Source organism: Sulfitobacter sp. 1A13421, from assembly GCF_043557285.1.
GTDB lineage: Bacteria > Pseudomonadota > Alphaproteobacteria > Rhodobacterales > Rhodobacteraceae > Sulfitobacter > Sulfitobacter faviae.
This window is the reverse complement of the sequence record NZ_JBIFFQ010000001.1, coordinates 453,425-473,069: the sequence shown is the minus strand read 5'-3', so window position 1 is coordinate 473,069 and position 19,645 is coordinate 453,425. Positions and strand designations below refer to the sequence as shown.

22 protein-coding genes are annotated in these 19,645 nt (G+C 65.3%); 17 read left to right on the top strand and 5 right to left on the bottom strand.

What is annotated here, in order from left to right:
- Positions 1-25 precede the first annotated feature (25 nt).
- On the top strand, positions 26-1,000 hold the full coding sequence (gene meaB / locus ACGYLI_RS02325) for a methylmalonyl Co-A mutase-associated GTPase MeaB (RefSeq protein ID WP_394416789.1): 975 nt from the start codon (positions 26-28) through the stop codon (positions 998-1,000).
- On the opposite strand, the gene ACGYLI_RS02320 is transcribed toward meaB, so the two are convergent.
- From ACGYLI_RS02320 to ACGYLI_RS02310, 3 genes are all read right to left on the bottom strand, one after another.
- Positions 997-1,425 carry a PACE efflux transporter gene (locus tag ACGYLI_RS02320; RefSeq protein ID WP_394416787.1) on the bottom strand — a complete coding sequence of 143 codons (429 nt, stop codon included), beginning with the start codon at positions 1,423-1,425 and terminating at the stop codon, positions 997-999. The two genes, meaB and ACGYLI_RS02320, sit on opposite strands and share 4 nt — an antisense overlap.
- A 106-nt stretch (positions 1,426-1,531) precedes the next feature.
- Positions 1,532-2,476: a tyrosine recombinase XerC gene (locus ACGYLI_RS02315; RefSeq protein WP_394416785.1), complete on the bottom strand. Its 945-nt coding sequence runs from the start codon at positions 2,474-2,476 to the stop codon at positions 1,532-1,534.
- Positions 2,473-3,180 carry a DUF484 family protein gene (locus ACGYLI_RS02310; RefSeq protein WP_394416783.1) on the bottom strand — a complete coding sequence of 236 codons (708 nt, stop codon included), beginning with the start codon at positions 3,178-3,180 and terminating at the stop codon, positions 2,473-2,475. The genes ACGYLI_RS02315 and ACGYLI_RS02310 overlap by 4 nt, the downstream gene beginning before the upstream one ends.
- 272 nt (positions 3,181-3,452) lie before the next feature.
- Here ACGYLI_RS02310 and ACGYLI_RS02305 point away from each other — a divergent pair, with 272 nt between their 5' ends.
- Positions 3,453-4,373: a nitrilase-related carbon-nitrogen hydrolase gene (locus ACGYLI_RS02305; protein WP_394416781.1), complete on the top strand. Its 921-nt coding sequence runs from the start codon at positions 3,453-3,455 to the stop codon at positions 4,371-4,373.
- Positions 4,374-4,436: 63 nt separating this feature from the next.
- On the opposite strand, the gene fsa is transcribed toward ACGYLI_RS02305, so the two are convergent.
- Positions 4,437-5,090, bottom strand: a complete 654-nt coding sequence (gene fsa, locus ACGYLI_RS02300) for a fructose-6-phosphate aldolase (RefSeq protein WP_394416779.1) — start codon at positions 5,088-5,090, stop codon at positions 4,437-4,439.
- A gap of 122 nt (positions 5,091-5,212) precedes the next feature.
- Here fsa and ACGYLI_RS02295 point away from each other — a divergent pair, with 122 nt between their 5' ends.
- The 4 genes from ACGYLI_RS02295 (at position 5,213) to ACGYLI_RS02280 (ending at position 10,294) form a co-directional block, all read left to right on the top strand.
- Entirely contained in the window at positions 5,213-7,402 is a 2,190-nt protein-coding gene (locus tag ACGYLI_RS02295; protein WP_394416778.1) for a primosomal protein N', read from the top strand.
- A gap of 249 nt (positions 7,403-7,651) precedes the next feature.
- The gene (locus ACGYLI_RS02290) at positions 7,652-8,884 is read left to right on the top strand and encodes an MFS transporter (RefSeq protein WP_394416776.1); all 1,233 of its coding nucleotides are present in this window, start codon (positions 7,652-7,654) and stop codon (positions 8,882-8,884) included.
- A gap of 82 nt (positions 8,885-8,966) precedes the next feature.
- Positions 8,967-9,839 (top strand): 50S ribosomal protein L11 methyltransferase, encoded by an 873-nt coding sequence (locus ACGYLI_RS02285; protein WP_394416774.1) that lies wholly within the window; start codon positions 8,967-8,969, stop codon positions 9,837-9,839.
- Positions 9,840-9,949: 110 nt separating this feature from the next.
- Positions 9,950-10,294 carry a hypothetical protein gene (locus tag ACGYLI_RS02280; protein WP_271688065.1) on the top strand — a complete coding sequence of 115 codons (345 nt, stop codon included), beginning with the start codon at positions 9,950-9,952 and terminating at the stop codon, positions 10,292-10,294.
- Between the two features lie 89 nt (positions 10,295-10,383).
- Here the strand turns inward: ACGYLI_RS02280 and ACGYLI_RS02275 are convergent, their stop codons facing one another.
- The gene (locus ACGYLI_RS02275; protein ID WP_209218191.1) at positions 10,384-10,602 is read right to left on the bottom strand and encodes a DUF1127 domain-containing protein; all 219 of its coding nucleotides are present in this window, start codon (positions 10,600-10,602) and stop codon (positions 10,384-10,386) included.
- Between the two features lie 354 nt (positions 10,603-10,956).
- Between ACGYLI_RS02275 and ruvC the strand changes: the two genes are divergently transcribed.
- The 11 genes from ruvC to ybgF all read left to right on the top strand — a co-directional run bounded on the left by ruvC (position 10,957) and on the right by ybgF (position 19,645).
- Positions 10,957-11,463 (top strand): crossover junction endodeoxyribonuclease RuvC, encoded by a 507-nt coding sequence (gene ruvC, locus ACGYLI_RS02270; RefSeq protein WP_067263543.1) that lies wholly within the window; start codon positions 10,957-10,959, stop codon positions 11,461-11,463.
- Positions 11,460-12,137: a Holliday junction branch migration protein RuvA gene (gene ruvA, locus ACGYLI_RS02265; RefSeq protein ID WP_394416772.1), complete on the top strand. Its 678-nt coding sequence runs from the start codon at positions 11,460-11,462 to the stop codon at positions 12,135-12,137. Before ruvC ends, ruvA begins: the two co-directional genes overlap by 4 nt.
- 76 nt (positions 12,138-12,213) lie before the next feature.
- The gene (ruvB, locus tag ACGYLI_RS02260) at positions 12,214-13,233 is read left to right on the top strand and encodes a Holliday junction branch migration DNA helicase RuvB (RefSeq protein ID WP_394416770.1); all 1,020 of its coding nucleotides are present in this window, start codon (positions 12,214-12,216) and stop codon (positions 13,231-13,233) included.
- 30 nt (positions 13,234-13,263) lie between these two features.
- The gene (locus ACGYLI_RS02255; protein WP_394417133.1) at positions 13,264-13,887 is read left to right on the top strand and encodes a hypothetical protein; all 624 of its coding nucleotides are present in this window, start codon (positions 13,264-13,266) and stop codon (positions 13,885-13,887) included.
- A complete protein-coding gene (locus ACGYLI_RS02250) occupies positions 13,884-14,282 on the top strand; it encodes a YbgC/FadM family acyl-CoA thioesterase (RefSeq protein ID WP_322345035.1) in 399 nt (132 codons plus the stop codon). The genes ACGYLI_RS02255 and ACGYLI_RS02250 overlap by 4 nt, the downstream gene beginning before the upstream one ends.
- Before the next feature lie 130 nt (positions 14,283-14,412).
- Positions 14,413-15,108 carry a protein TolQ gene (gene tolQ / locus ACGYLI_RS02245; RefSeq protein WP_394416768.1) on the top strand — a complete coding sequence of 232 codons (696 nt, stop codon included), beginning with the start codon at positions 14,413-14,415 and terminating at the stop codon, positions 15,106-15,108.
- 3 nt (positions 15,109-15,111) lie between these two features.
- Positions 15,112-15,585 carry a protein TolR gene (gene tolR / locus ACGYLI_RS02240; RefSeq protein ID WP_209218187.1) on the top strand — a complete coding sequence of 158 codons (474 nt, stop codon included), beginning with the start codon at positions 15,112-15,114 and terminating at the stop codon, positions 15,583-15,585.
- Positions 15,586-15,588: 3 nt separating this feature from the next.
- The gene (locus ACGYLI_RS02235) at positions 15,589-16,725 is read left to right on the top strand and encodes an energy transducer TonB (RefSeq protein ID WP_394416766.1); all 1,137 of its coding nucleotides are present in this window, start codon (positions 15,589-15,591) and stop codon (positions 16,723-16,725) included.
- Between the two features lies 1 nt (position 16,726).
- Positions 16,727-18,070 (top strand): Tol-Pal system beta propeller repeat protein TolB, encoded by a 1,344-nt coding sequence (tolB, locus tag ACGYLI_RS02230; protein ID WP_394416764.1) that lies wholly within the window; start codon positions 16,727-16,729, stop codon positions 18,068-18,070.
- A 98-nt stretch (positions 18,071-18,168) separates the two neighbouring features.
- Positions 18,169-18,693: a peptidoglycan-associated lipoprotein Pal gene (gene pal / locus ACGYLI_RS02225; protein ID WP_394416762.1), complete on the top strand. Its 525-nt coding sequence runs from the start codon at positions 18,169-18,171 to the stop codon at positions 18,691-18,693.
- Between the two features lie 73 nt (positions 18,694-18,766).
- Positions 18,767-19,645, top strand: coding sequence for a tol-pal system protein YbgF (gene ybgF, locus ACGYLI_RS02220; protein WP_394417131.1), 879 nt, complete (start codon positions 18,767-18,769; stop codon positions 19,643-19,645).

Sequence of the window (19,645 nt, the reverse complement as noted above, 5' to 3'; positions counted from 1 at the left end):
ACGCTGCCCCCGCAAAAGTTGCCCCATGGATATCGACGATCTGGCCGAAGGCATCATAGCAGGAGAGCGCCGCGCATTGGCGCGGGCGATCACCTTGGTGGAATCAGGCCGCGCCGATCACCGCGCGGCGGCGGCGGAGCTGTTGGCGAAGCTGCCCACCGACCGGCAGGCGCTGCGCATTGGCCTTTCGGGCACGCCCGGTGTGGGCAAATCCACCTTCATCGAAAGCTTCGGCATGATGCTGACGGGGCAGGGCAAACGCGTGGCGGTGCTTGCGGTGGACCCCAGTTCGGCGCGCACCGGCGGCTCGATCCTCGGTGACAAGACGCGGATGGACCGGCTGAGCCGTGATCCCAATGCCTTCATCCGGCCCTCACCCAGCCAAACGCATCTCGGCGGCGTCGCGCGCCGCTCGCGCGAGGCGGTGCGGCTCTGCGAGGCGGCGGGCTTCGACGTGGTGCTGATCGAGACCGTGGGCGTCGGCCAGTCGGAAACCGTGGTGGCCGAGATGTCGGACGCCTTCGTGCTGCTTCTGGCGCCGGCGGGCGGGGACGAGTTGCAGGGCGTCAAACGCGGCATCATGGAGATTGCCGACCTCATCGTCATCAACAAGGCCGACGGCGATCTGAAATCCACCGCCGCGCGCACCCGCGCCGACTATGCCGGTGCCCTGCGCCTTCTGCGCAAGCGCCCGCAGGACCCCGAGGGTTTTCCGCGTGCCACCGCCGTCTCCGCGTTGGAGGAAAACGGGCTGGAGGAGACTTGGGTCGCTTTGCAGGAACTGACCGACTGGCGCCGGGAAAACGGGTTCTGGGACCGCACCCGCGCCGCACAGGCGCGTTATTGGTTCGAGCAGGACGTGAAGCAGCGGCTTCTGGCCCAGCTTGAGACCCCGCAGGCCAAGGACGATCTGACGCGGCTCAGCGATGCCGTGGCCGATGGGGCGCGTGATCCTGCGGAAGCGGCGGCGGAATTCGTCCGCCGCCTCAGGGCAGATTAAGACGCGTTTGCGGGTTCCGAGACGGGGAAGAGCACGTCGTAGATCCAGTTAAAGACGAAGGCGTAGATCAGGTAAAACACCGCCAAGGACACGTCGATCAAGAAGGCTTCGCGCAGGGAAATCTCAAGATACCACGCGATGAAGGGCAAGAGCACGAAGAGCAGCCCGATTTCGAAACTCACGGCATGAAGCGCGCGGATCGGCACCGTCTTTTTCACCGTGCCGCGCAACCGACGCAGGGCGTGGTCGAAGCCGAGGTTGTAGACATAGTTCCACCCCGTCGCGATGCTGGCGCTGACCACGGCGACGACGCCGATATGGCCGATGGGCTTGTCAAAGAGCCAAGCACTGGCGGGGGTGACGATCAGCAGGGCGATGATCTCAAAACTAAGGGCGTGGCGGATGCGGTCTGCGGTGCTGCGCATGGGGTGGTCCCGGTATTGGTCGGGTCGTCCCGAGTGGCTGCCCAAATGGGGGAGGTCGTCCTCGCTTGGCCCCAATATGGCGATTGACGCGCGGGGTGCAAGGGGCTCAGCGGCCCCCCTTGGGATGGGCGTTGTTATAGACCTCCATCAGCCGCGCGGTATCGACGGCGGTATAGGCCTGCGTGGTCGAGAGGGAGGCATGGCCCAGAAGCTCTTGAATGGCGCGCAGATCGCCGCCCGCGTCCAGTAGATGGGTGGCAAAGCTGTGGCGCATGGCGTGGGGCGTGGCGCTGGCGGGCAGGCCCAGTTGCATCCGCGCATCGGCCATCACCTGCGCCACGGCGCGCGCGCCCAAGCCACCGCCGCGGATGGCGCGAAACAGCGGGGCCTGCGCCTCACGCGGGTGCGGGCAGAGGGCGAGGTAGTCTTCGACCGCGGCGCGGGCGGCGGGCAAGACAGGCACGACACGTTCCTTCCCGCCTTTGCCAAGGATGCGCAGGCTGGCGGGCAGGGGGGCATCGCCGCCCTTAAGCGCCAGCGCCTCGGAAATCCGCAACCCGCAGCCCCAAAGCAGGGTCAGCACCGCCACGTCACGCGCCGCCACCCATGGCGCGCGGGCTTGGGTCTCGACACAGTCGATCAGCGCGCGGGCGGCGTCTTCGGCCAGCGGGCGGGGCAGTTTCTTGGTGAACTTCGGCGACCGGGCGAGCAGAACGGCAGTGGGCTCGAACCCCTCCCGCTCGGCCAGCCAGCGGTAAAAGGCTTTCACCGCCGAGAGCTTGCGCGCGACTGACCGTGACCCCGCCCCGCCGCTGCGGGTGCGGGCCATCCATGCGCGCATATCGCTGATGGTGATTTTCGCCAGCGCTCCCAGACCTTGGGTGTCGCCCTTATGCAGCGTCATGAAGGTGAGGAATTCGGTCACATCGCCCCGGTAGGCGATGATCGTATTCTCCGCCGCATCCTTCAGCGCGCTTTGGTGTTCCAACCACGTCTGAAGCGCGTCCCGCGCAGCGGGGCTGATCAGCAGCGGATTTGCCTTCTCGCTCAAGACAGCCAGCGGCGCATGGAACGCTCCAGCACGCCGGTAAAGAAGGTGAGCAGATCGGTGCCCTGTTGCGGGCCGAACATATGCGGGTCTTCGGCGCCCATGACCAACAGGCCGGGCAGCCGACCGGGGCCGAAATCAAGCTTGAGGCAGGCCTCGGACCGGATCCACCCCGCCTTGCTGCCATAGAGCGCTTCGGATCCGTCTTGCAGCGCGCGCAGGGTCACCTGCCGCACCATGCCGCCGCGCCCTTGGCTAAGGTAGTCGTCGATAAACCCCGGTTCGGCCACGCTCAGCACATCGCCCAAGCGCTGCACCGCAGGGTCATTGTCGTTTTGGGTGGATTCCAACACCAGCCGCACCGCATCGACGCGCAGGATATCGGCCACTTCGCCGCCGAGATCGCGCAGGAAAGCCTCGAACTCCACCGGGTCGAGCATGCGCAGGATGGCGCGGTGGATCTGATTGGTCCCGGCAAGGTTTTCATAGGCCGCCGCGATGACGCTGCGGTGGGTGTCCTCCAGCCGGTCGAGACGGGTTTCCAGCCGCTCCATCGCGATGCCGCGCAGATCGACGATATTGCCGCCCATGGCCTTTTCATTCGCCGCGATCAGCGCCTGCATCACGTCGCTGTCGTCAAGAATGACATCGGGCGCTGAGATGATCGCCTCCCGCAGGGCGTCGTCGATTTTGGGGCTGCTGCTCATGGGCGTCTCTTTTTGGTTTGCAGTGTCATAGCATGCTGGGGCGTCAAGATCTGCCCCCCAATTGGTCACGGGTCCTGCCGCCTGCGGTCTTTGTTGCCGCCTTGCGTCAGGCCGGGATGTAGAACGAAGCCCGGCGGAACAAAAGCGGCGCAGACGTGTTGGCCCCGGTCGACGCGCGGATTTCAGCCGTAGGGCCACGCGTAGCTGATCGAAGCCTGCCGCATATCCCCGGATGCGGTGGAACAGGTCTTTGCCGGGAGAGGAAATCTTACATGGAACATGTCTCTGTCGATCTTTGGGCCGCCAACCTTCAGGTCGCGCCGGACTCGCTGCAAAGCTGGCTCGCCAGTGTCGAGGCGCGCCTGCAACAGGCCGCCGCGCGTGAGGCGCAGCTTTTGGTGATGCCCGAGTTCTGCTGCGCGCAGTGGCTGAGTTTCGCCCCCGCCGACTTGCCTGCGGAAGAGCAGCTTGGCTGGCTCGCGCAGACCGCCACGCTGGCGCTCGACCCGATGCGGCGCATGGTTGAGCAAACCGGCGTGGCCCTGCTGCCCGGCACCTTTCCCGTGGCCTTCCCTTCGGTCGATGCGCCCGAAGGTTACCTCAATCAAGCGTGGTTCCTGACCCCCGATGGCGGGCTGCAAGTGCAGAACAAGCTGAGCCTGACCCCGCTTGAGGCGAATGGCGCCAGCGGCGTGACCATCGCGGGCACGGGGATCAACCTGTTCGAGTGGAACGGTTTGCGCTGTGTCATCGCGATCTGTCTCGATGCGGAATATACCGCGCTTTGGTCGAAGCTGGGGGAATTGAACCTTGATCTGGTGATCATTCCGGCCAAGACCGACATGATCACCGGCTATAACCGTGTGTTCAGCTGTGCGCGGGCGCGGGCGATCGAATTGCAAACCGCCGTCTGCTGTGTCGGCGCCGTCGGCGCGCCGCTGACCCCCTGGCAAGAGGATACCGGCGTGGGCGGGGCGAGCGTCTATCTGCCCTGCGATGTGTCGGTGGCATTGGACGGGATGCATGCGGCCCTGCCGCCCCAGACGGCGGCGCAGGGCATGGATCTGGTCTTGCAAGCCCCGGCGATCCCCGTGGGGCAATGCCGCCGCATCCGCGCAGGCGCGGCCGAGGCCGAGGTGCGTCCGGGCCTGTGGTCGGGCGATCACCTGACTGTCGAAGGCAGTGCGGCCTAAGGCAAAGAAAAACCCCCTCCGCCACGGGCGGAAGGGGTTTGATGTTCGCGCGTTAAGGCTGGATCAGAGGATGTTCTGACCGGTCTTTTTCCAATCGGCCATGAACTGCTCCAGCCCCTTGTCGGTCAGCGGATGCGCGGCCAGTTTCTTGATCACCTCGGGCGGCGCGGTCATCACGTCGGCACCGATGCGTGCGGCGTCCAGAATGTGGTTCACGCTGCGGATGGAGGCGGCGAGGATCTGCGTCTCAAACCCGTAGTTGTCATAGATGATGCGGATGTCTTGGATCAGGTCCATGCCATCGAGGTTGATGTCGTCGAGACGCCCGATGAAGGGCGAGATGAAGGTCGCGCCCGCCTTGGCCGCGATCAGCGCTTGGTTCGCCGAGAAGCAGAGCGTCACGTTGATCATGTGACCTTCGCCCGACAGAACCTTACAGGCTTTCAGCCCGTCCCATGTCAGCGGCAATTTGATTGTGATGTTGTCGGCGATCTCGGCCAGTTTGCGGCCCTCGGCGATCATCGCGTCGGCTTCCAGCGCCACGACTTCGGCGGAAACGGGGCCATCGACGAGGTCACAAATCTCTTTGGTGACTTCAAGGATGTTACGGCCCGATTTCAGGATCAGAGAGGGATTGGTGGTCACGCCGTCGACCATGCCAAGGTCGTTGAGTTCGGCGATGGCGTCGATCTCGGCTGTATCTACGAAGAATTTCATGGGCTTTCCTTCCGGGTTGGAATGTGATCGCTATCGGGTCAATTCGTTGCCTTGGCTTTACCGCATGATCTGCGATGCTTAAAGCCTCAATTCCCCCAAGCGACACGGAGCATGCAGCAGGTATGGCTGAATTCTACCACCATGGTGAGTTGTTGTCGGTGATGACCACCCAGCCTTTGGGCCGCGCGCTGGATTATCGCGCGCCCGAGGGCGGTTGCCATGCAGGGGCCTTTGTTGAGGTGCCGCTGGGGCCGCGCAAGGTGATGGGTGTGGTCTGGGGGCCGGGGGCCGGGGATTACGACATCAACAAGGTGCGCCATGTGATCCGGGTGCTCGACGCGCCGCCGATGCGCGAGGAGATGCGCGAGTTTCTGCTACGGTCCGCAGCCTATACGCTGACCCCGCTGCCCGCCATGCTGCGGTTGGCAACCCGTGCGCCGGGGCTGGGCGATCCGCCCTCGATGCGCAAAATCTACCGGGCCGGTGAGGGCGTGCCGTCGCGCATGACCGATGCGCGGCAAAGGGTCATGGCGGTGCTGGAGGAATATGGCGATCTGGCTTTCACGCTGAAGGAGTTGTCGGAGATGGCCGGGGTGACGTCCTCGGTCGTGAAGGGCCTCGTCGACCAAGGCGCCGTGCGCGAGGAGGAAAGCCCCCGCGACCTGCCGTTCCGCCCGCTTGATCCCTCGCTGCCGGGCAAGGCGCTGACCGAGGATCAGGCCAAGGCGGCGGCGGTGCTGCGCGAGGGGATCAAGTCCGAGACCTACGGCACGACGCTTTTGCGCGGGGTCACCGGCTCGGGCAAGACGGAGGTCTATCTCGAAGCCGTGGCAGCTGCGGTGCAAGCGGGGCGGCAGGCATTAGTGCTGCTGCCCGAGATCGCGCTGACCGAGCAGTTTTTGGAGCGTGTCGAAGAGCGTTTCGGCGCCAAGCCCGCCGAGTGGCATTCCGGCGTCACGATGACGGAACGCCGCCGCATCTGGCGCATGGTGGGGCAGGGCAACGCGCAGCTGGTGATCGGCGCGCGCTCGGCCCTGTTTCTGCCGTTTCAGAACCTCGGGCTGATCGTCGTGGACGAGGAACATGACACCTCCTACAAGCAGGAGGACGGCGTGCTCTACAATGCGCGGGACATGGCGGTGCTGCGGGCCTCGATCTGCGGCGCGCAGGTGGTGCTCGCAAGCGCCACGCCGAGCCTCGAGACATGGGCCAATGCCGAGGCCGGGAAGTACCGGCGGCTGGAACTGACCTCGCGTTTCGGCCCGGCGGTGATGCCGCAGATGGGCGCGATCGACATGCGGCAGGCGGGGCTGCCGGGGGATAAATGGATTTCGGGCGAGATGAAGCGCGAGGTCGACGCGCGGCTGGCGCGCGGCGAACAGGCGATGCTCTTCATCAACCGCCGCGGCTATGCGCCGGTCACGCTTTGCCGTGCCTGTGGCGAGCAGATCGGCTGCGACCAATGCGATGCGCGGATGGTCGAACACCGCTTTCTCAAGCGCCTCGTCTGCCATCAATGCGGCGAGAGTAAACCGATGCCCGAGGCGTGCCCCTCCTGCGGGGTCGAAGGCAAGCTCGCGCCCGTGGGGCCGGGGGTGGAGCGTCTGGGCGAAGAAGCGGCAGCGCTCTGGCCCGAGGCGCGGATCGCGACGCTGAGTTCTGACATGTACGGCTCGGCCCGCGCGCTCAAGGCCGAGATCGCAGGCATCGCCGAGGGGGCGGCGGATATCATTATCGGCACGCAGCTGGTGGCTAAGGGGCATAACTTTCCCAAGCTGACGTTGGTGGGGGTGATCGACGCCGATCTCGGACTCACCGGGTCGGACCTGCGCGCGGCGGAGCGGACCTTCCAACTGATGCGGCAGGTCGCGGGGCGTGCGGGCCGGGCCGAGGCGCCGGGCGCGGCCCTGTTGCAGACCTATCAGCCCGAGCATCCGGTGATCCGGGCCATTCTGGCGGGCGAGGAGGAGGCCTTCTGGGCCGCCGAGGCCGGAGAGCGGCGCCAAGCCGGGGTGCCGCCCTACGGGCGTATGGCGGGGATCATCCTGAGCGGCAGCGATGCGGCGGCGGTGTTCGATCTGGGCAACCATCTGGCGCGGCATGACGGGCCTTTGCGTGCGGTAGGGGCGCAGGTTTTCGGCCCCGCCCCCGCGCCAATCGCCCGGGTGCGCGGGCGGCATCGTGTGCGGTTGTTGGTGAAGGCGGACAAGGGCGTGGCGCTGCAGGAGGCGCTGGGCCGCTGGGTCGGTGGGCTGCGGCTTAAGGGGGATTTGCGTCTGGCGGTGGATATCGACCCGCAGAGTTTTTACTAGGCTGGCTGGCATGACAACTGCGGTGATCGCAACAGCCCGGAATCAAGGCCGTAAGGCCGCCGGGCAGCGCCAGACCGGCCCTCGGGCTGGCGCTTTCGCTAACGGAGTGGCGGCTGACCACCGTTCTATATGAGTTGCTTCCATAAAGTGCCCGACTGAGAGCTCTTGAGCGCCAGCCCCCGGTCTGGCGCTGACCGGCTCCGCTCGTTTTCTCTCGCCAACCCGAATACTGCGGCGTATTGATCTGCCATGACCCGTTTTATCACCCTCGAAGAGGCCAAGCGCCTGCCGTTCTGGCGCCGTCCCGTGGCCCTGCTGTTTCTCATGGCGCTGGCCATGCCGATTGCCTTCAACACATGGTCGGCGCTGCTCAACAACTTCGTCATCGAGGTCGCCGATTTCGACGGGTCTGACATCGGGCTGTTGCATACGGTGCGCGAGATCCCGGGGTTTTTCGCCATCGGCGTCATCGCCATTCTGCTCTTCATGCGCGAACAGGTGCTGGGGCTGGTCTCGCTCGCGCTTCTGGGCGCGGCCACGGCGGTCACGGCCTATTTCCCCTCCATGGGCGGCATCCTGACGATCACCATGCTCAGCTCCATCGGGTTCCACTACTACGAGACGGTGAACCAGTCGCTGCAACTGCAATGGCTGAAGATCGAGGACGCGCCGCGGATGATCGGCTGGCTCATGGCCGCGGGCTCGCTGGCCACGTTGGTGGCCTATCTCGCGATCATGGCGCTGTGGGAGACGCTGAGCCTGAGCTACAGCATCGTCTATATGATCGGCGGCGGTGTCACCGTCGCCATCGCACTCACCGCCATGCTGGCCTATCCGCAGTTCGAGGCACCAACGGTGCAGAACAAGAAGATGGTGCTGCGCCGCCGCTACTGGCTTTATTACGCGCTGCAATTCATGTCCGGCGCGCGGCGGCAGATCTTCGTGGTCTTCGCGGGCTTCATGATGGTCGAACGCTTCGGCTTTGAAGTGCATGAGATCACCATGCTCTACCTCATCAACCTTGTCGCCAATATGCTCTTTGCGCCGCTGATGGGCCGCGCGGTGGGTCATTTCGGCGAACGCCGGACCTTGGCAGTGGAATACATCGGGCTGATCTTGGTCTTTCTGGCCTACGGCGGGGTCTATTACCTCGGCTGGGGCGTGGTGATCGCGGCGGCGCTCTATGTCATCGACCATATGTTCTTTGCCCTCGCATTGGCGCTGAAGACCTACTTCCAGAAGATCGCGGACCCTGCGGATATCGCACCCACGGCGGCGGTGGCTTTCACCATCAACCATATCGCCGCGGTCTTCCTGCCGGTGCTCTTGGGGCTCTTGTGGCTGGCCTCTCCGGCGGCGGTGTTCTTCCTCGCGGCGGGCATGGCGGCTGTGTCGCTGATGCTGTCGCTGCTGATCCCGCGCCACCCCGCGCCGGGGCATGAGACGATCTTTCAACGTGTCGTGCCTCAGGCCGCCGAATAAGGCGCAAAACCCAGCATGGCTTGACCCGGCGCGCGCGCGGCCCTAGGCGAAACGCAACCGCACCGCAGCAAAGGACCGCGCCATGCCCACTTTCACCGCCCTCACCACCCTTCAAGGCCGCGACCCCGCCTATGCTCTGGGCGAGGCGATGGAGCGGCTGACCCCTGAGCCCACCGGCGTGGGTGTTTTCGAGGTCGAGGACGGCTCGGGCCTGTGGGAAGTCGGCGGCTATTTCGAAGAAGCGCCCGATACCGCAGCACTTGCCGTGCTGGCCAAGGCCATGGGCGCCAAGGAGTTCACCGTCTCCGAACTGCCCGAGACCGACTGGGTCGCCCATGTCCGGCGCGAATTGGCACCGGTGGAGGCGGGCCGCTTCTTCGTCTACGGCAGCCATGACGCGGACAAGGTGCCCGAGGACTGCGAGCCGCTGCTGATCGAGGCCGCCATGGCCTTCGGCACCGGGCATCACGGCACGACCTTGGGCTGCCTGCGCGCGCTGGACCGTCTCGCGGGCGAGGGGTTCCACGGCAAGAACGTGGCCGACATCGGCTGCGGCACTGCCGTGCTGGCGATGGCTGCCGCCCGCATCTGGCCGGAAACCGTGTTGGCGAGCGATATCGACGAAGTCGCGGTCGAGGTGGCGCAGGCCAATGTCGATGCGAACAACCTGTCGGGCCGCGTGGCCTGCGTGGAGGCGGCGGGCTTTGACCATCCCGCGCTGTCCGAAGCCGCGCCCTTCGATCTGGTCTTCGCCAATATCCTCAAAGGCCCTTTGGTCGCTTTGGCGCCCGATATGGCCGGGGCGCTGCAACCCGGCGGCTATGCGATTCTCTCCGGCATTTTGAACGAACAGGCGGAAGAGGTGATCGAGGTTTATGCACGATCCGGCATCAATCTGACCCACCGCGAGAGCATTGGTGACTGGACGACACTAACGCTTCAAACGAAAGTATAATTCACACCTCATTTTCGTTGCATTCGACCCTTTTGCCGCTTTGTTGCCACATTTGGACTTTATTCAAATTGGCAGCAAACGGTGGGGGCCGGATTGCTACGGAGGCTGTGATGGCTGAAGGACACGCTCAATTCGCGAAACGGATCGAACTTCTGGGGCGCAAGCATCGGAAGCTTGAACGAGGATATGTTACCCGCGTCGGACGCGACGGGTTGATCTCCGTCTTGCCGAAACGCGCCCGCCGGGGGTTCCCGATGACAGGGCTTTTCCTGATCGTACTGGTGTTTTTCGGCTTTAAAGCCTTCACCCTCGCCGCGATCGGCCCGGTGACCTATAACGAACGTCTCTCGCGCCTCGCCAATGGGTCGAACCTTGAGCAGATCGGCGCCAAGATGATGGCCATCGACCCGGTGACCCAGACATTGGCCGAGCTGACCGGCCCGATCATGCGGTAACGGGGCATCGCCTCTTGCGTAAAGAAAAAGCCGTAGCGGAGGCTCTCCGCTACGGCTTTTCTAATTGGGCTGGTGCCTATCCCGTAGGGTCAACGCACGAAGTGGTTCTGCGCCACAAGGTCGATGTCGCCCCGGATCAAGCCGATGTCCTGCAATTCGAGATCGGTCAGGTCCGACAGCGCCTTGCGGGTGGCGCGGCTGTCTTGCCAAGCCTCAACCGCGGCGAAGAAGGCGCCGAAAAAGCCAAGGATGCGGGTGACGGCCGAGGGGGAGCCGTAAGCGGTGCGGGTGGTGTCGAAAGCTGCCATGGGGCCGTCCTTTGTTTGATCTCAGGTTGCGTCGGCAGGGGGGGCGGGTGGCCTTCCTTACCGAACGGAATTTTCGGCAAGTATGCCCGAAATTCGCCCCGCGCAATCCCTCAAAAACGACAGTGAGGCTTGCGTTTTTTGCATGGGTCGAAAACAGGGTTAACCCACTCTCATTACGGGAAAAATTCACCGCCCGGCATGTCGGTTTTGAACCATGGAGAGGCGCAATTCGACACCGCGGTTTAAAAGCGACAGAGCGCCTGTCGCAAAGTGCCCGCCGCGCATCAGGGCTTTGCGATGTTCGCCTTTCGTGCTAGTGCACCAAAAAAGCAACAATTTTATCGAGGGGCAGAGATGATACGGGTGATCGGCATAGATCCGGGGCTGCGCAATCTGGGCTGGGGCGTGATCGACGTCTCGGGCAGCCGAATCGCCCATGTGGCCAATGGCATCTGTCACTCCGAAGGCGACGACCTTGGCGCGCGGCTCTTGTCCTTGCATGGGCAGCTTACGCGCGTGCTGACGGCATGGCGGCCCCAAGCGGCAGCGGTTGAGCAGACCTTCGTGAACAAGGACGGGGCCGGGACGTTGAAACTGGGGCAGGCGCGGGGCATCGCCATGCTGGTGCCCGCGCAGTTTGGTTTGACGGTGGGCGAATATGCCCCCAACAAGGTCAAGAAAACCGTGGTCGGCGTCGGCCATGCGGATAAGGGACAGGTGGCGCATATGGTTAAGATGCAGATGCCGGGGATCGAGATTGCGGGGCCGGATGCCGCCGATGCACTGGCCATCGCAATCTGTCACGCGCATCACGGCGGGGCGAGCACCTTGGCCCAAGCGGTGGCGAGGGCAAGCGCATGATCGGCAAGCTTTCGGGCCGCATCGACTACCGCGCTGCCGATCACGTGCTGATCGACGTGCGCGGGGTGGGTTACCTCGTCTATGTCTCCGACCGGACCATAGCCGCACTGCCGGGCGTGGGCGAGGCTGTCGCGCTTTATACCGACCTCGTGGTGCGCGAGGACTTGATGCAGCTTTTCGGCTTCCAGACGCTGGTAGAGAAGGAATGGCACCGGCTACTGACCTCGGTGCAGGGGGTGGGTGCCAAGGCCTCGCTCGCGATCCTCGGCACGCTGGGACCGGATGGCGTGAGCCGCGCCATCGCGCTTGGCGATTGGAACGCGGTGAAGGCCGCGAAGGGCATCGGCCCGAAGATCGCGCAGCGCGTGGTGCTGGATCTCAAGGACAAGGCGCCCGGCGTCATGGCGATGACCGGCACCGTGGCCGACGCCATGGGCGAGACTGAGGCCGCCGCCGACGAGGCGGTGATCGAAGCCGCTGCCCCGCGCCCCGCGCCGAAACCTGCCGCCCCCAATGCCTCTGCCCAGTCCGAGGCGCTTTCGGCGCTCGGTAACCTTGGCTATGCCCCGGGCGATGCGGCGGGCGCCGTGGCGCAGGCGGCAGGCGAGACGCCCGAGGCCGATACCAAGGCGCTCATTCGCGCGGCGCTCAAGCTGCTGGCGCCGAAGGGGTGAGCACGAATGCGCGCGGCGGTTGGTGCGTGAACCTTCCGCTGGAAGAACCACGCAGCCTACGGCATAACGAGGCCCTATGACCGACATCGACCCCACCGTGCGGCCCGACCCGCTGCCCGAAGACACCGACCGCGCGCTGCGGCCGCAAATGCTTGGCGAATTCGTTGGGCAGGCGGAGGCGCGGGCGAACCTGTCGGTCTTCATCCAATCCGCCCGCCAGCGCGGCGAGGCGATGGATCACACGCTGTTTCACGGGCCGCCGGGCTTGGGCAAGACGACACTGGCGCAGATCATGGCGCGCGAGCTTGGCGTGGGCTTTCGCATGACCTCCGGCCCGGTGCTGGCCAAGGCCGGGGACCTCGCCGCGATCCTCACCAATCTTGAGGCCCGCGACGTGCTCTTCATCGACGAGATCCACCGACTGAACGCCTCGGTCGAAGAGGTGCTCTACCCGGCGATGGAGGATTTCGAGCTTGATCTGGTGATCGGCGAAGGCCCCGCCGCGCGCACCGTGCGGATCGAATTGCAGCCCTTCACGCTCGTGGGCGCGACCACCCGCATGGGGCTTCTGACCACGCCGCTGCGCGACCGGTTCGGCATCCCGACGCGGCTTCAGTTCTACACTGAGGACGAGCTTTACATCATCGTCGACCGCAACGCCCGCAAGCTCGGCGCCCCGGCGGACGAAGGCGGCGCGCGCGAGATTGCCAAACGCGCCCGCGGCACGCCGCGCATCGCCGGGCGGCTGTTGCGCCGGGTGGTGGATTTCGCCGTGGTCGAAGGCGATGGTCGCGTGACGCGCGAGTTGGCCGATATGGCGCTGACCCGGCTCGGGGTCGATCATCTCGGCCTTGACGGGGCGGACCGGCGCTACCTGAGGCTGATGGCTGAGAATTATCAAGGCGGCCCGGTGGGGATCGAGACGCTTTCCGCCGCACTTTCGGAAAGCCGCGATGCGCTGGAGGAGGTCATTGAGCCGTTCCTGTTGCAGCAGGGGCTGATCCAGCGTACCCCGCGCGGCAGGATGTTGGCCGCCAAGGCGTGGAGCCATCTTGGCATGGCCGCGCCAAAGGGGCAGAGCGACCTTTTCGGCTGACGTTTCGGAGCGAAGGTAGACCAGATGACGATGACCGCAGAGCAGATCGAGACCCTTTTCACCCGCCGCGACGGGCAGTTCGCCTTTGCCCGCTGGGGCCGCCCCATCGCCCCCGTGGCCTTTGGGATCGAGGAAGAGGCGCTGCCGGTGGTGAAAGGCGCGCTCGAAGCGGTGGCCAAGCTTGCCGGTCACGACATGGCCGAAACCGACCCGGAGTTGGGCAGCAACCTGATGATGTTCTTCTTCGCCGATTGGGCGGAACTGCTCGACGTGCCGGGTATGGATGGGCTGGTGCCCGACCTCGCGGCGCAGGTCGAGCGGCTGCAGGCCGCGGGGGCGAACCAGTACCGTTTCTTCCGTTTCGACGAGAACGGCGCGATCAAGGCGGCTTTCGTCTTCCTGCGCATGGACGAGAGCCTGCAAGACATGTCTGCGCAGGTGCTGGCGCTGAGCCAAGCGGTGCAGGTCATCCTTTTGTGGTCCGAGGATGCCTTTCAGGAGCAATCCCCGCTGGCGATGGCCGATGACGCGCTGGTGCTGCGCCCCGAGGTGGCGGATGTGATCCGCGCCGCCTATGACCCGGTGATGCCGCCTGCCGCCAATGATGCTAGCCACGCGCTGCGCCTTGCCGCGCGGGTGCAGGTGGCGTCATGAGCCATAGCTTCCCGGTCCGCATCTTCTATGAAGACACCGATATGGCGGGTGTCGTCTATTACGCCAACTACCTGCGCTATATCGAACGGGCGCGGTCTGATATCGTCGAACAGATCGGCCTTGATCAACGCGCCATGCGCGATGAGGGGCTGGTCTTTGTCGTGACGCGGGTGGAGGCGGATTACCTCGGCGCTGCGCGCTTTGGCGACCGGCTGGAGGTGCAGACCACCCATCAGGCCGAAGGGCCCGTGCGTTGGGTGTTCGACCAAGACGTGCTGCGCGACGGCAAGGTCATCTTTCGCGCCAAGGTCACCGCCGTTTGCATGACGACAGCCGGTAAACCCACACGTTTGCCAGCGAAACTCCGCCTGTCGGACGGCGATCCGGCAGCGTGATACCATAATTCTGGCAATCTCGGTTGCAGTCCGTTAGCTTTGCTCCAAATTGAGGCCGGAAAATAGGGCCCAGAGATAGAACCCAGAGGCAGAATGCCCCGAAGGGGCGGCAGTAAAAGAGCATAGTTAAATGGAAGCAGAGACGCTGGCATTGGCACAGGGGATCGATTTCTCCCTGTGGGGTCTGTTCGCTAAGGCGACGGTCACGGTCAAACTTGTAATGATCATGCTGATCGGGGCCTCTTTCTGGTCGTGGTCGATCATCATTCAGAAAACCATCCAATACCGCCGCGCCCGCGCCGAGGCGGCGCAGTTCGATCAGGCCTTCTGGTCGGGTGAGCCGCTCGACGGTCTCTTTGACACCATCGGCGCCGATCCCGATGGGCCATCGGAGAAGATCTTTGCCGCCGGCATGTCGGAATGGCGCCGCTCCCACCGCGAGGATGGCGCGCTCATCCCCGGTGCTACCGCGCGGATCGACCGCTCTATGGACGTGGCCATCGCCAAGGAGGCGGAGCGCCTGCAGAAGGGCCTGCCGGTACTGGCGACCGTGGGCTCCACCGCGCCTTTCGTTGGCCTCTTCGGCACCGTCTTCGGCATCATGAACTCCTTCATCGAGATCGCAGCCCAGCAGAACACCAACCTCGCCGTCGTGGCCCCGGGCATCGCCGAGGCGCTTCTGGCGACCGGCATCGGCCTTCTCGCTGCGATCCCGGCGGTGGTCTTTTACAACAAGCTGAGCGCCGACAGTGACCGGATCCTCGGCACCTACGAGGCCTTCTCGGACGAATTCGCGACCATCCTCAGCCGCCAGTTGGACAGCTAAGCCATGGGTGCGGGTGTCATGAAAAAGCAAGGCGGCAAGGGGCGGCGGCGCGGCCGCGCCCAGCCGATGGCCGAGATCAACGTCACGCCCTTCGTGGACGTGATGCTGGTGCTGCTGATCATCTTCATGGTCGCGGCCCCGCTCCTCACCGTCGGCGTGCCGGTGGAACTGCCCAAGACCGCCGCCACGGCCCTGCCAGCCGAGCAGGAAGAGCCGCTGACCGTCACCGTCACCGCCCAAGGCGCGGTGCAGATCCAGACCACCGACACGCCACGCGACCAGCTGGTGACCAAGCTGCGCGCCATCGCGGCGGAGCGGGCCAGCGACCGGGTCTTCCTGCGCGCGGATGGCGCCGTGCCCTATGCGCAGGTCATGGAGGTCATGGGCGCGCTCAACGCGGGCGGATTTTCCAACATCGGTCTGGTGACCGACATCGGCGGTCCGGCGATGGACGGCAGCGACACGTCGGGTGGCTGAGCGGTGCATACCGGGCATTACATATCAGGTGCCGGGCATCTGGGTCTTATCGGCTGGCTTCTGCTCGGGAACATCTTCACTTCCGAGCCGGACCCGGTCGAGATGACCGAGGTCTCGGTGATCTCGGCGGCGGAATATGACGCGCTCGTCTCGGCCCAGCAGCCGCCCGCCTCGACCACCGAAGTGGCTCAGCCCGCGTTGCCCGCGCCGAGCGAGGAGGCACCCGAGGTCACCGCCGAGCCGGACACGCAGATCGAACAGCCCGAGCCGGTGCAAACAGAGACCCCGCCGGAGGACACGCCGCCCGAGGTGACCGAGCTGGAACTGCCTCCGCAGACTGAAGTGGACGACAGCGCGCCCGAGCTTATCGAACCCATCGGCGACACCGCCGTTCTGGTGCCCGAGATCGCCCCCGAGGCCCGCCCCCGCGAGGCCCCGCGCGTGGCGCCCGAGCCCGTGGCCCCGCCCGAGCCCGAAGCGCGCCCCGACCTTGACGAACAGCCCGCCGTCGCGCCCGAGCCCGAGGCCGAGCCGGAAGTTGCCGTCGAAGAAGAGCCGCAAGAGGCGCAGACGCCTGAGGACAGCACGACCGAGATCGTGACCGAGGCCGATCAGGCCCCGGCGGCCTCGGCCCGTCCGCCCGGTCGCCGTCCGGCCCCGCCGCCGCCCGTCGAGGTGGCCGAGGCCCCGGAGGAACCTGAGGAGAAGCCCACGCCGGAGCCCGCCGAGGAACCCGCGCAGGACACGACCGACGACGCCATCGCCGATGCGCTGAGCGAGGTCCTGGGCCAGCCGGAGGCCGAAGCCCCGGTGCCGAGCGGCCCGCCGCTGTCGTCGGGCGAGCGCGAGAGCCTGCGTGTCGCGGTCTCGGCCTGCTGGAACATCGGCGCGCTGTCGACCGAAGCGGCGCGGACCACGGTGATCGTGGGGCTGCAGATGAATCAGGACGGCACGCCGGTGATCGGGTCGATCCGGATGCTCAGCGCTTCGGGCGGTGGCGATGCCGCAGCAAGGCAGGCCTTCGAGGCGGCCAAACGTGCAATCATCCGCTGCGGCAGCCGCGGCTACGACCTGCCACAGGAGAAATACAGCCAGTGGCAAGACATCGAGATGACATTCGATCCAATGAGGAGCCGATAACATGCTGACGAGACTTCTGGGACTTCTGGCACTGGGGGCCGCGACCGTCTTCGCGGCGGCCCCGGACACCGCGCGCGCCGAGCCGCTGCGCATCGTGATTGACGACCCGACCATCGAACCCTTGCCCTTTGCCGTCCCCAGCTTTCAGCCCGAAAGCGGTGAGGCGGGGCAATTGGCCGTCGACATCGCCCGCGTCGTCTCGGACGATCTGACCGGCACTGGCCTGTTCCGCGAGATTCCGGCCAGCGCCTATATCTCCACCGTGAGCGACTTCAACGCGCCGGTCGAATATGCCGACTGGAAGGCGATCAACGCGCAGGCGCTGATCACCGGGGCTGTCAATGTCACCGGCAATAGCGTGAACGTGAAGTTCCGCGTCTATGACGTCTTCTCGGGTGAGGAGTTGCTGGATGCCAGCGGGCAGGGCGGTCTGCAATTCAGCGGCACCGTCGACGGCTGGCGGCGCATGGCGCATAAGGTGGCCGATGCGGTTTACAGCCGGATCACCGGCGAGGGTGGCTATTTCGACAGCCGCGTGGTGTTCGTCTCCGAGACCGGGCCGAAGGACAATCGCCAGAAACGTCTGGCCGTGATGGACTATGACGGGGCGAACCTGAAATACCTCACCGACTCCGGCTCCATCGTGCTGGCGCCGCGTTTTTCGCCCAGCGGGGACCGTGTGCTCTACACCAGCTATGAAAGCGGCTTCCCGCGCATTTATGTGCTCGACATCGGCACCGTCCAACGCCGCGCGCTGCAAAGCGCCGAAGGCTCCATGGCCTTTGCCCCACGTTTCTCGCCCAGCGGTCAGACGGTGGTCTATTCGCTGAGCCAAGGCGGCAACACGGATATCTATTCGATGGACATCAACAGCGGCCAGTCGGTGCGCCTGACGAACACGCCTGCGATTGAGACGGCGCCGAGCTTCTCGCCCGATGGCAGCCGGATTGTCTTTGAGAGTGACCGTTCCGGCAGCCCGCAGCTTTACGTCATGCCCGCCACCGGGGGCGAGGCGACGCGGATTTCCTTTGGCGAGGGGCGCTACGGCACGCCCGTCTGGTCGCCGCGCGGGGATTTGGTGGCCTTCACCAAGCAGAACAAGGGCCGCTTCCACATCGGTGTCATGCGGCTGGATGGCTCGGAAGAGCGTCTGCTGACCGCCTCTTTCCTCGATGAGGGGCCGACTTGGGCCCCCAATGGGCGGGTGATCATGTTCGCGCGCGAAACCCAAGGGGCGGGCGGGTCCTCCTCGCTCTATTCCGTCGATATTTCGGGGCGCAACCTCAAGCCTGTGCGCACGCCCGAAGGCGGTTCTGACCCCTCGTGGTCACCGCTGCAAGACTAAGGTTTCCCCATGCCACCCACGGGTGCGGGCAATTCCAATGATCCCGCGCCTGTGTTAATACCAGCAACGATAACGCCACCACATAGAAGGCAGACCCCATGAAACGCATTCTGACCAGCACGCTTTTGATTTCCGCATTGGCCGTGTCGGCCTGTACCAACCCTGACCGCTTTGGTGCCGATGGCATGGGCGGGGCAAATGCAGGGGCCGGGGTCAACGCCGGCGTGGTGCCGGGCAGCGCGAATGACCCGACCTCCACCGCTTATTTCCAGCAGGCCGTCGGCGACCGGGTGCTGTTCTTGGTCGACCAATCCACCCTGACCGACGAAGGCCGCGCCACGCTTGACGGGCAGGTCGCATGGCTGCAAGCCAATTCCGATTACCAAGCCGTGATCGAAGGCCATGCCGATGAGCAGGGCACGCGCGAATACAACATCGCGCTTGGTGGCCGCCGCGCCAATGCGGTGCGCGAATATATGATCTCGCGCGGGATCTCGGCGTCGCGGCTCAAGACCATCAGCTACGGCAAAGAACGCCCGATCGAGATCTGCTCGGCCGAGGCCTGCTATGCCAAGAACCGCCGCGCGGTGACCGTGCTGGCTGGCGGCGCGCTGACCAGCTGATCGCGGCAACCGTCCAAGCAATGACCAATCCAAGGAGGCTGATGTGCTGAAGCGATATATCTTCGTGGCCGTGATGGGGCTGATGACCGCCCCCGCCGCGCTTATGGCGCAGGACAACGATCAGACGCTGGCGGACATCCGCCAGCAACTGACCGTCCTGAACGTCGAGGTGCAAAAGCTGCGCCGCGAGCTGTCGACCACCGGCGGGGCCTCTGTCGAAACCGGGGGCAATTCGGTGCTGGAACGGGTCAGCACCATGGAGAGCGAGTTGCAGCGCCTCACCTCCAAGACAGAGGAGATGGAGAACCGCATCAACCGGATCGTCGCCGATGGCACCAACCGGATCGGCGATCTGGAGTACCGTTTGGTCGAGCTTGAGGGCGGCGATCTGGGCGCTTTGGGTGAGACGTCGACCCTCGGCGGAGGGGAGGCGCCCGCCGTGGCAGCCCCCGCCCCCGAAGCGTCCCCCGCCCCCGAAGCGGGCCGTGAGGTGGTCGAAGTGACCCCCGGCAACGGCAATGCGGGCGCTTCCGGCGGCATCATCACCCCGATCAACGAAGCAGAGCTGGCGGTCAGCGAGAAGGCCGATTTCGAGCGGGCGCAGGAGGCGCTCGCATCGGGTGACTTTCGCAGCGCCGCCGACCTCTTTGCGTCCTTCAATACGACCTACCCCGGCGGTCCGCTAGCCGCCGAGGCCGAGATGCGCCGGGGCGAAGCCCTGACCGGTCTGGGCGACAACCGCGAAGCAGCGCGCGCCTATCTCGCGGCCTTCAGCACCGATCCCGAAGGGCCGGTGGCCCCGCGGTCGCTCTTCGAGCTGGGCCGCGCCCTTGGCGTGTTGGAGCAGACCCAAGAGGCCTGCGTGACCCTCTCGGAAGTCGCCGTGCGCTTCCCGAATGCCCCGCAGGTCAGCCAAGCCGAGGCGCAGCGCCAGACGCTGGGTTGTTCCTGA

Excerpts from the sequence above, each read along its gene's own strand:
- tolR (WP_209218187.1), top strand. The coding sequence starts at position 15,112 with ATGGGTGCGGGTGTCATGAAAAAGCAAGGCGGCAAGGGGCGGCGGCGC.
- fsa (WP_394416779.1), bottom strand. The coding sequence starts at position 5,090 with ATGAAATTCTTCGTAGATACAGCCGAGATCGACGCCATCGCCGAACTC.
- ACGYLI_RS02250 (WP_322345035.1), top strand. The coding sequence starts at position 13,884 with ATGAGCCATAGCTTCCCGGTCCGCATCTTCTATGAAGACACCGATATG.
- ruvC (WP_067263543.1), top strand. The coding sequence starts at position 10,957 with ATGATACGGGTGATCGGCATAGATCCGGGGCTGCGCAATCTGGGCTGG.
- ACGYLI_RS02320 (WP_394416787.1), bottom strand. The coding sequence starts at position 1,425 with ATGCGCAGCACCGCAGACCGCATCCGCCACGCCCTTAGTTTTGAGATC.
- ACGYLI_RS02290 (WP_394416776.1), top strand. The coding sequence starts at position 7,652 with ATGACCCGTTTTATCACCCTCGAAGAGGCCAAGCGCCTGCCGTTCTGG.
- ACGYLI_RS02255 (WP_394417133.1), top strand. The coding sequence starts at position 13,264 with ATGACCGCAGAGCAGATCGAGACCCTTTTCACCCGCCGCGACGGGCAG.
- meaB (WP_394416789.1), top strand. The coding sequence starts at position 26 with ATGGATATCGACGATCTGGCCGAAGGCATCATAGCAGGAGAGCGCCGC.
- ACGYLI_RS02285 (WP_394416774.1), top strand. The coding sequence starts at position 8,967 with ATGCCCACTTTCACCGCCCTCACCACCCTTCAAGGCCGCGACCCCGCC.
- ACGYLI_RS02295 (WP_394416778.1), top strand. The coding sequence starts at position 5,213 with ATGGCTGAATTCTACCACCATGGTGAGTTGTTGTCGGTGATGACCACC.
- ybgF (WP_394417131.1), top strand. The coding sequence starts at position 18,767 with ATGGGGCTGATGACCGCCCCCGCCGCGCTTATGGCGCAGGACAACGAT.
- ACGYLI_RS02305 (WP_394416781.1), top strand. The coding sequence starts at position 3,453 with ATGGAACATGTCTCTGTCGATCTTTGGGCCGCCAACCTTCAGGTCGCG.
- tolQ (WP_394416768.1), top strand. The coding sequence starts at position 14,413 with ATGGAAGCAGAGACGCTGGCATTGGCACAGGGGATCGATTTCTCCCTG.
- ACGYLI_RS02275 (WP_209218191.1), bottom strand. The coding sequence starts at position 10,602 with ATGGCAGCTTTCGACACCACCCGCACCGCTTACGGCTCCCCCTCGGCC.
- tolB (WP_394416764.1), top strand. The coding sequence starts at position 16,727 with ATGCTGACGAGACTTCTGGGACTTCTGGCACTGGGGGCCGCGACCGTC.
- pal (WP_394416762.1), top strand. The coding sequence starts at position 18,169 with ATGAAACGCATTCTGACCAGCACGCTTTTGATTTCCGCATTGGCCGTG.
- ACGYLI_RS02280 (WP_271688065.1), top strand. The coding sequence starts at position 9,950 with ATGGCTGAAGGACACGCTCAATTCGCGAAACGGATCGAACTTCTGGGG.
- ACGYLI_RS02310 (WP_394416783.1), bottom strand. The coding sequence starts at position 3,180 with ATGAGCAGCAGCCCCAAAATCGACGACGCCCTGCGGGAGGCGATCATC.
- ruvB (WP_394416770.1), top strand. The coding sequence starts at position 12,214 with ATGACCGACATCGACCCCACCGTGCGGCCCGACCCGCTGCCCGAAGAC.
- ruvA (WP_394416772.1), top strand. The coding sequence starts at position 11,460 with ATGATCGGCAAGCTTTCGGGCCGCATCGACTACCGCGCTGCCGATCAC.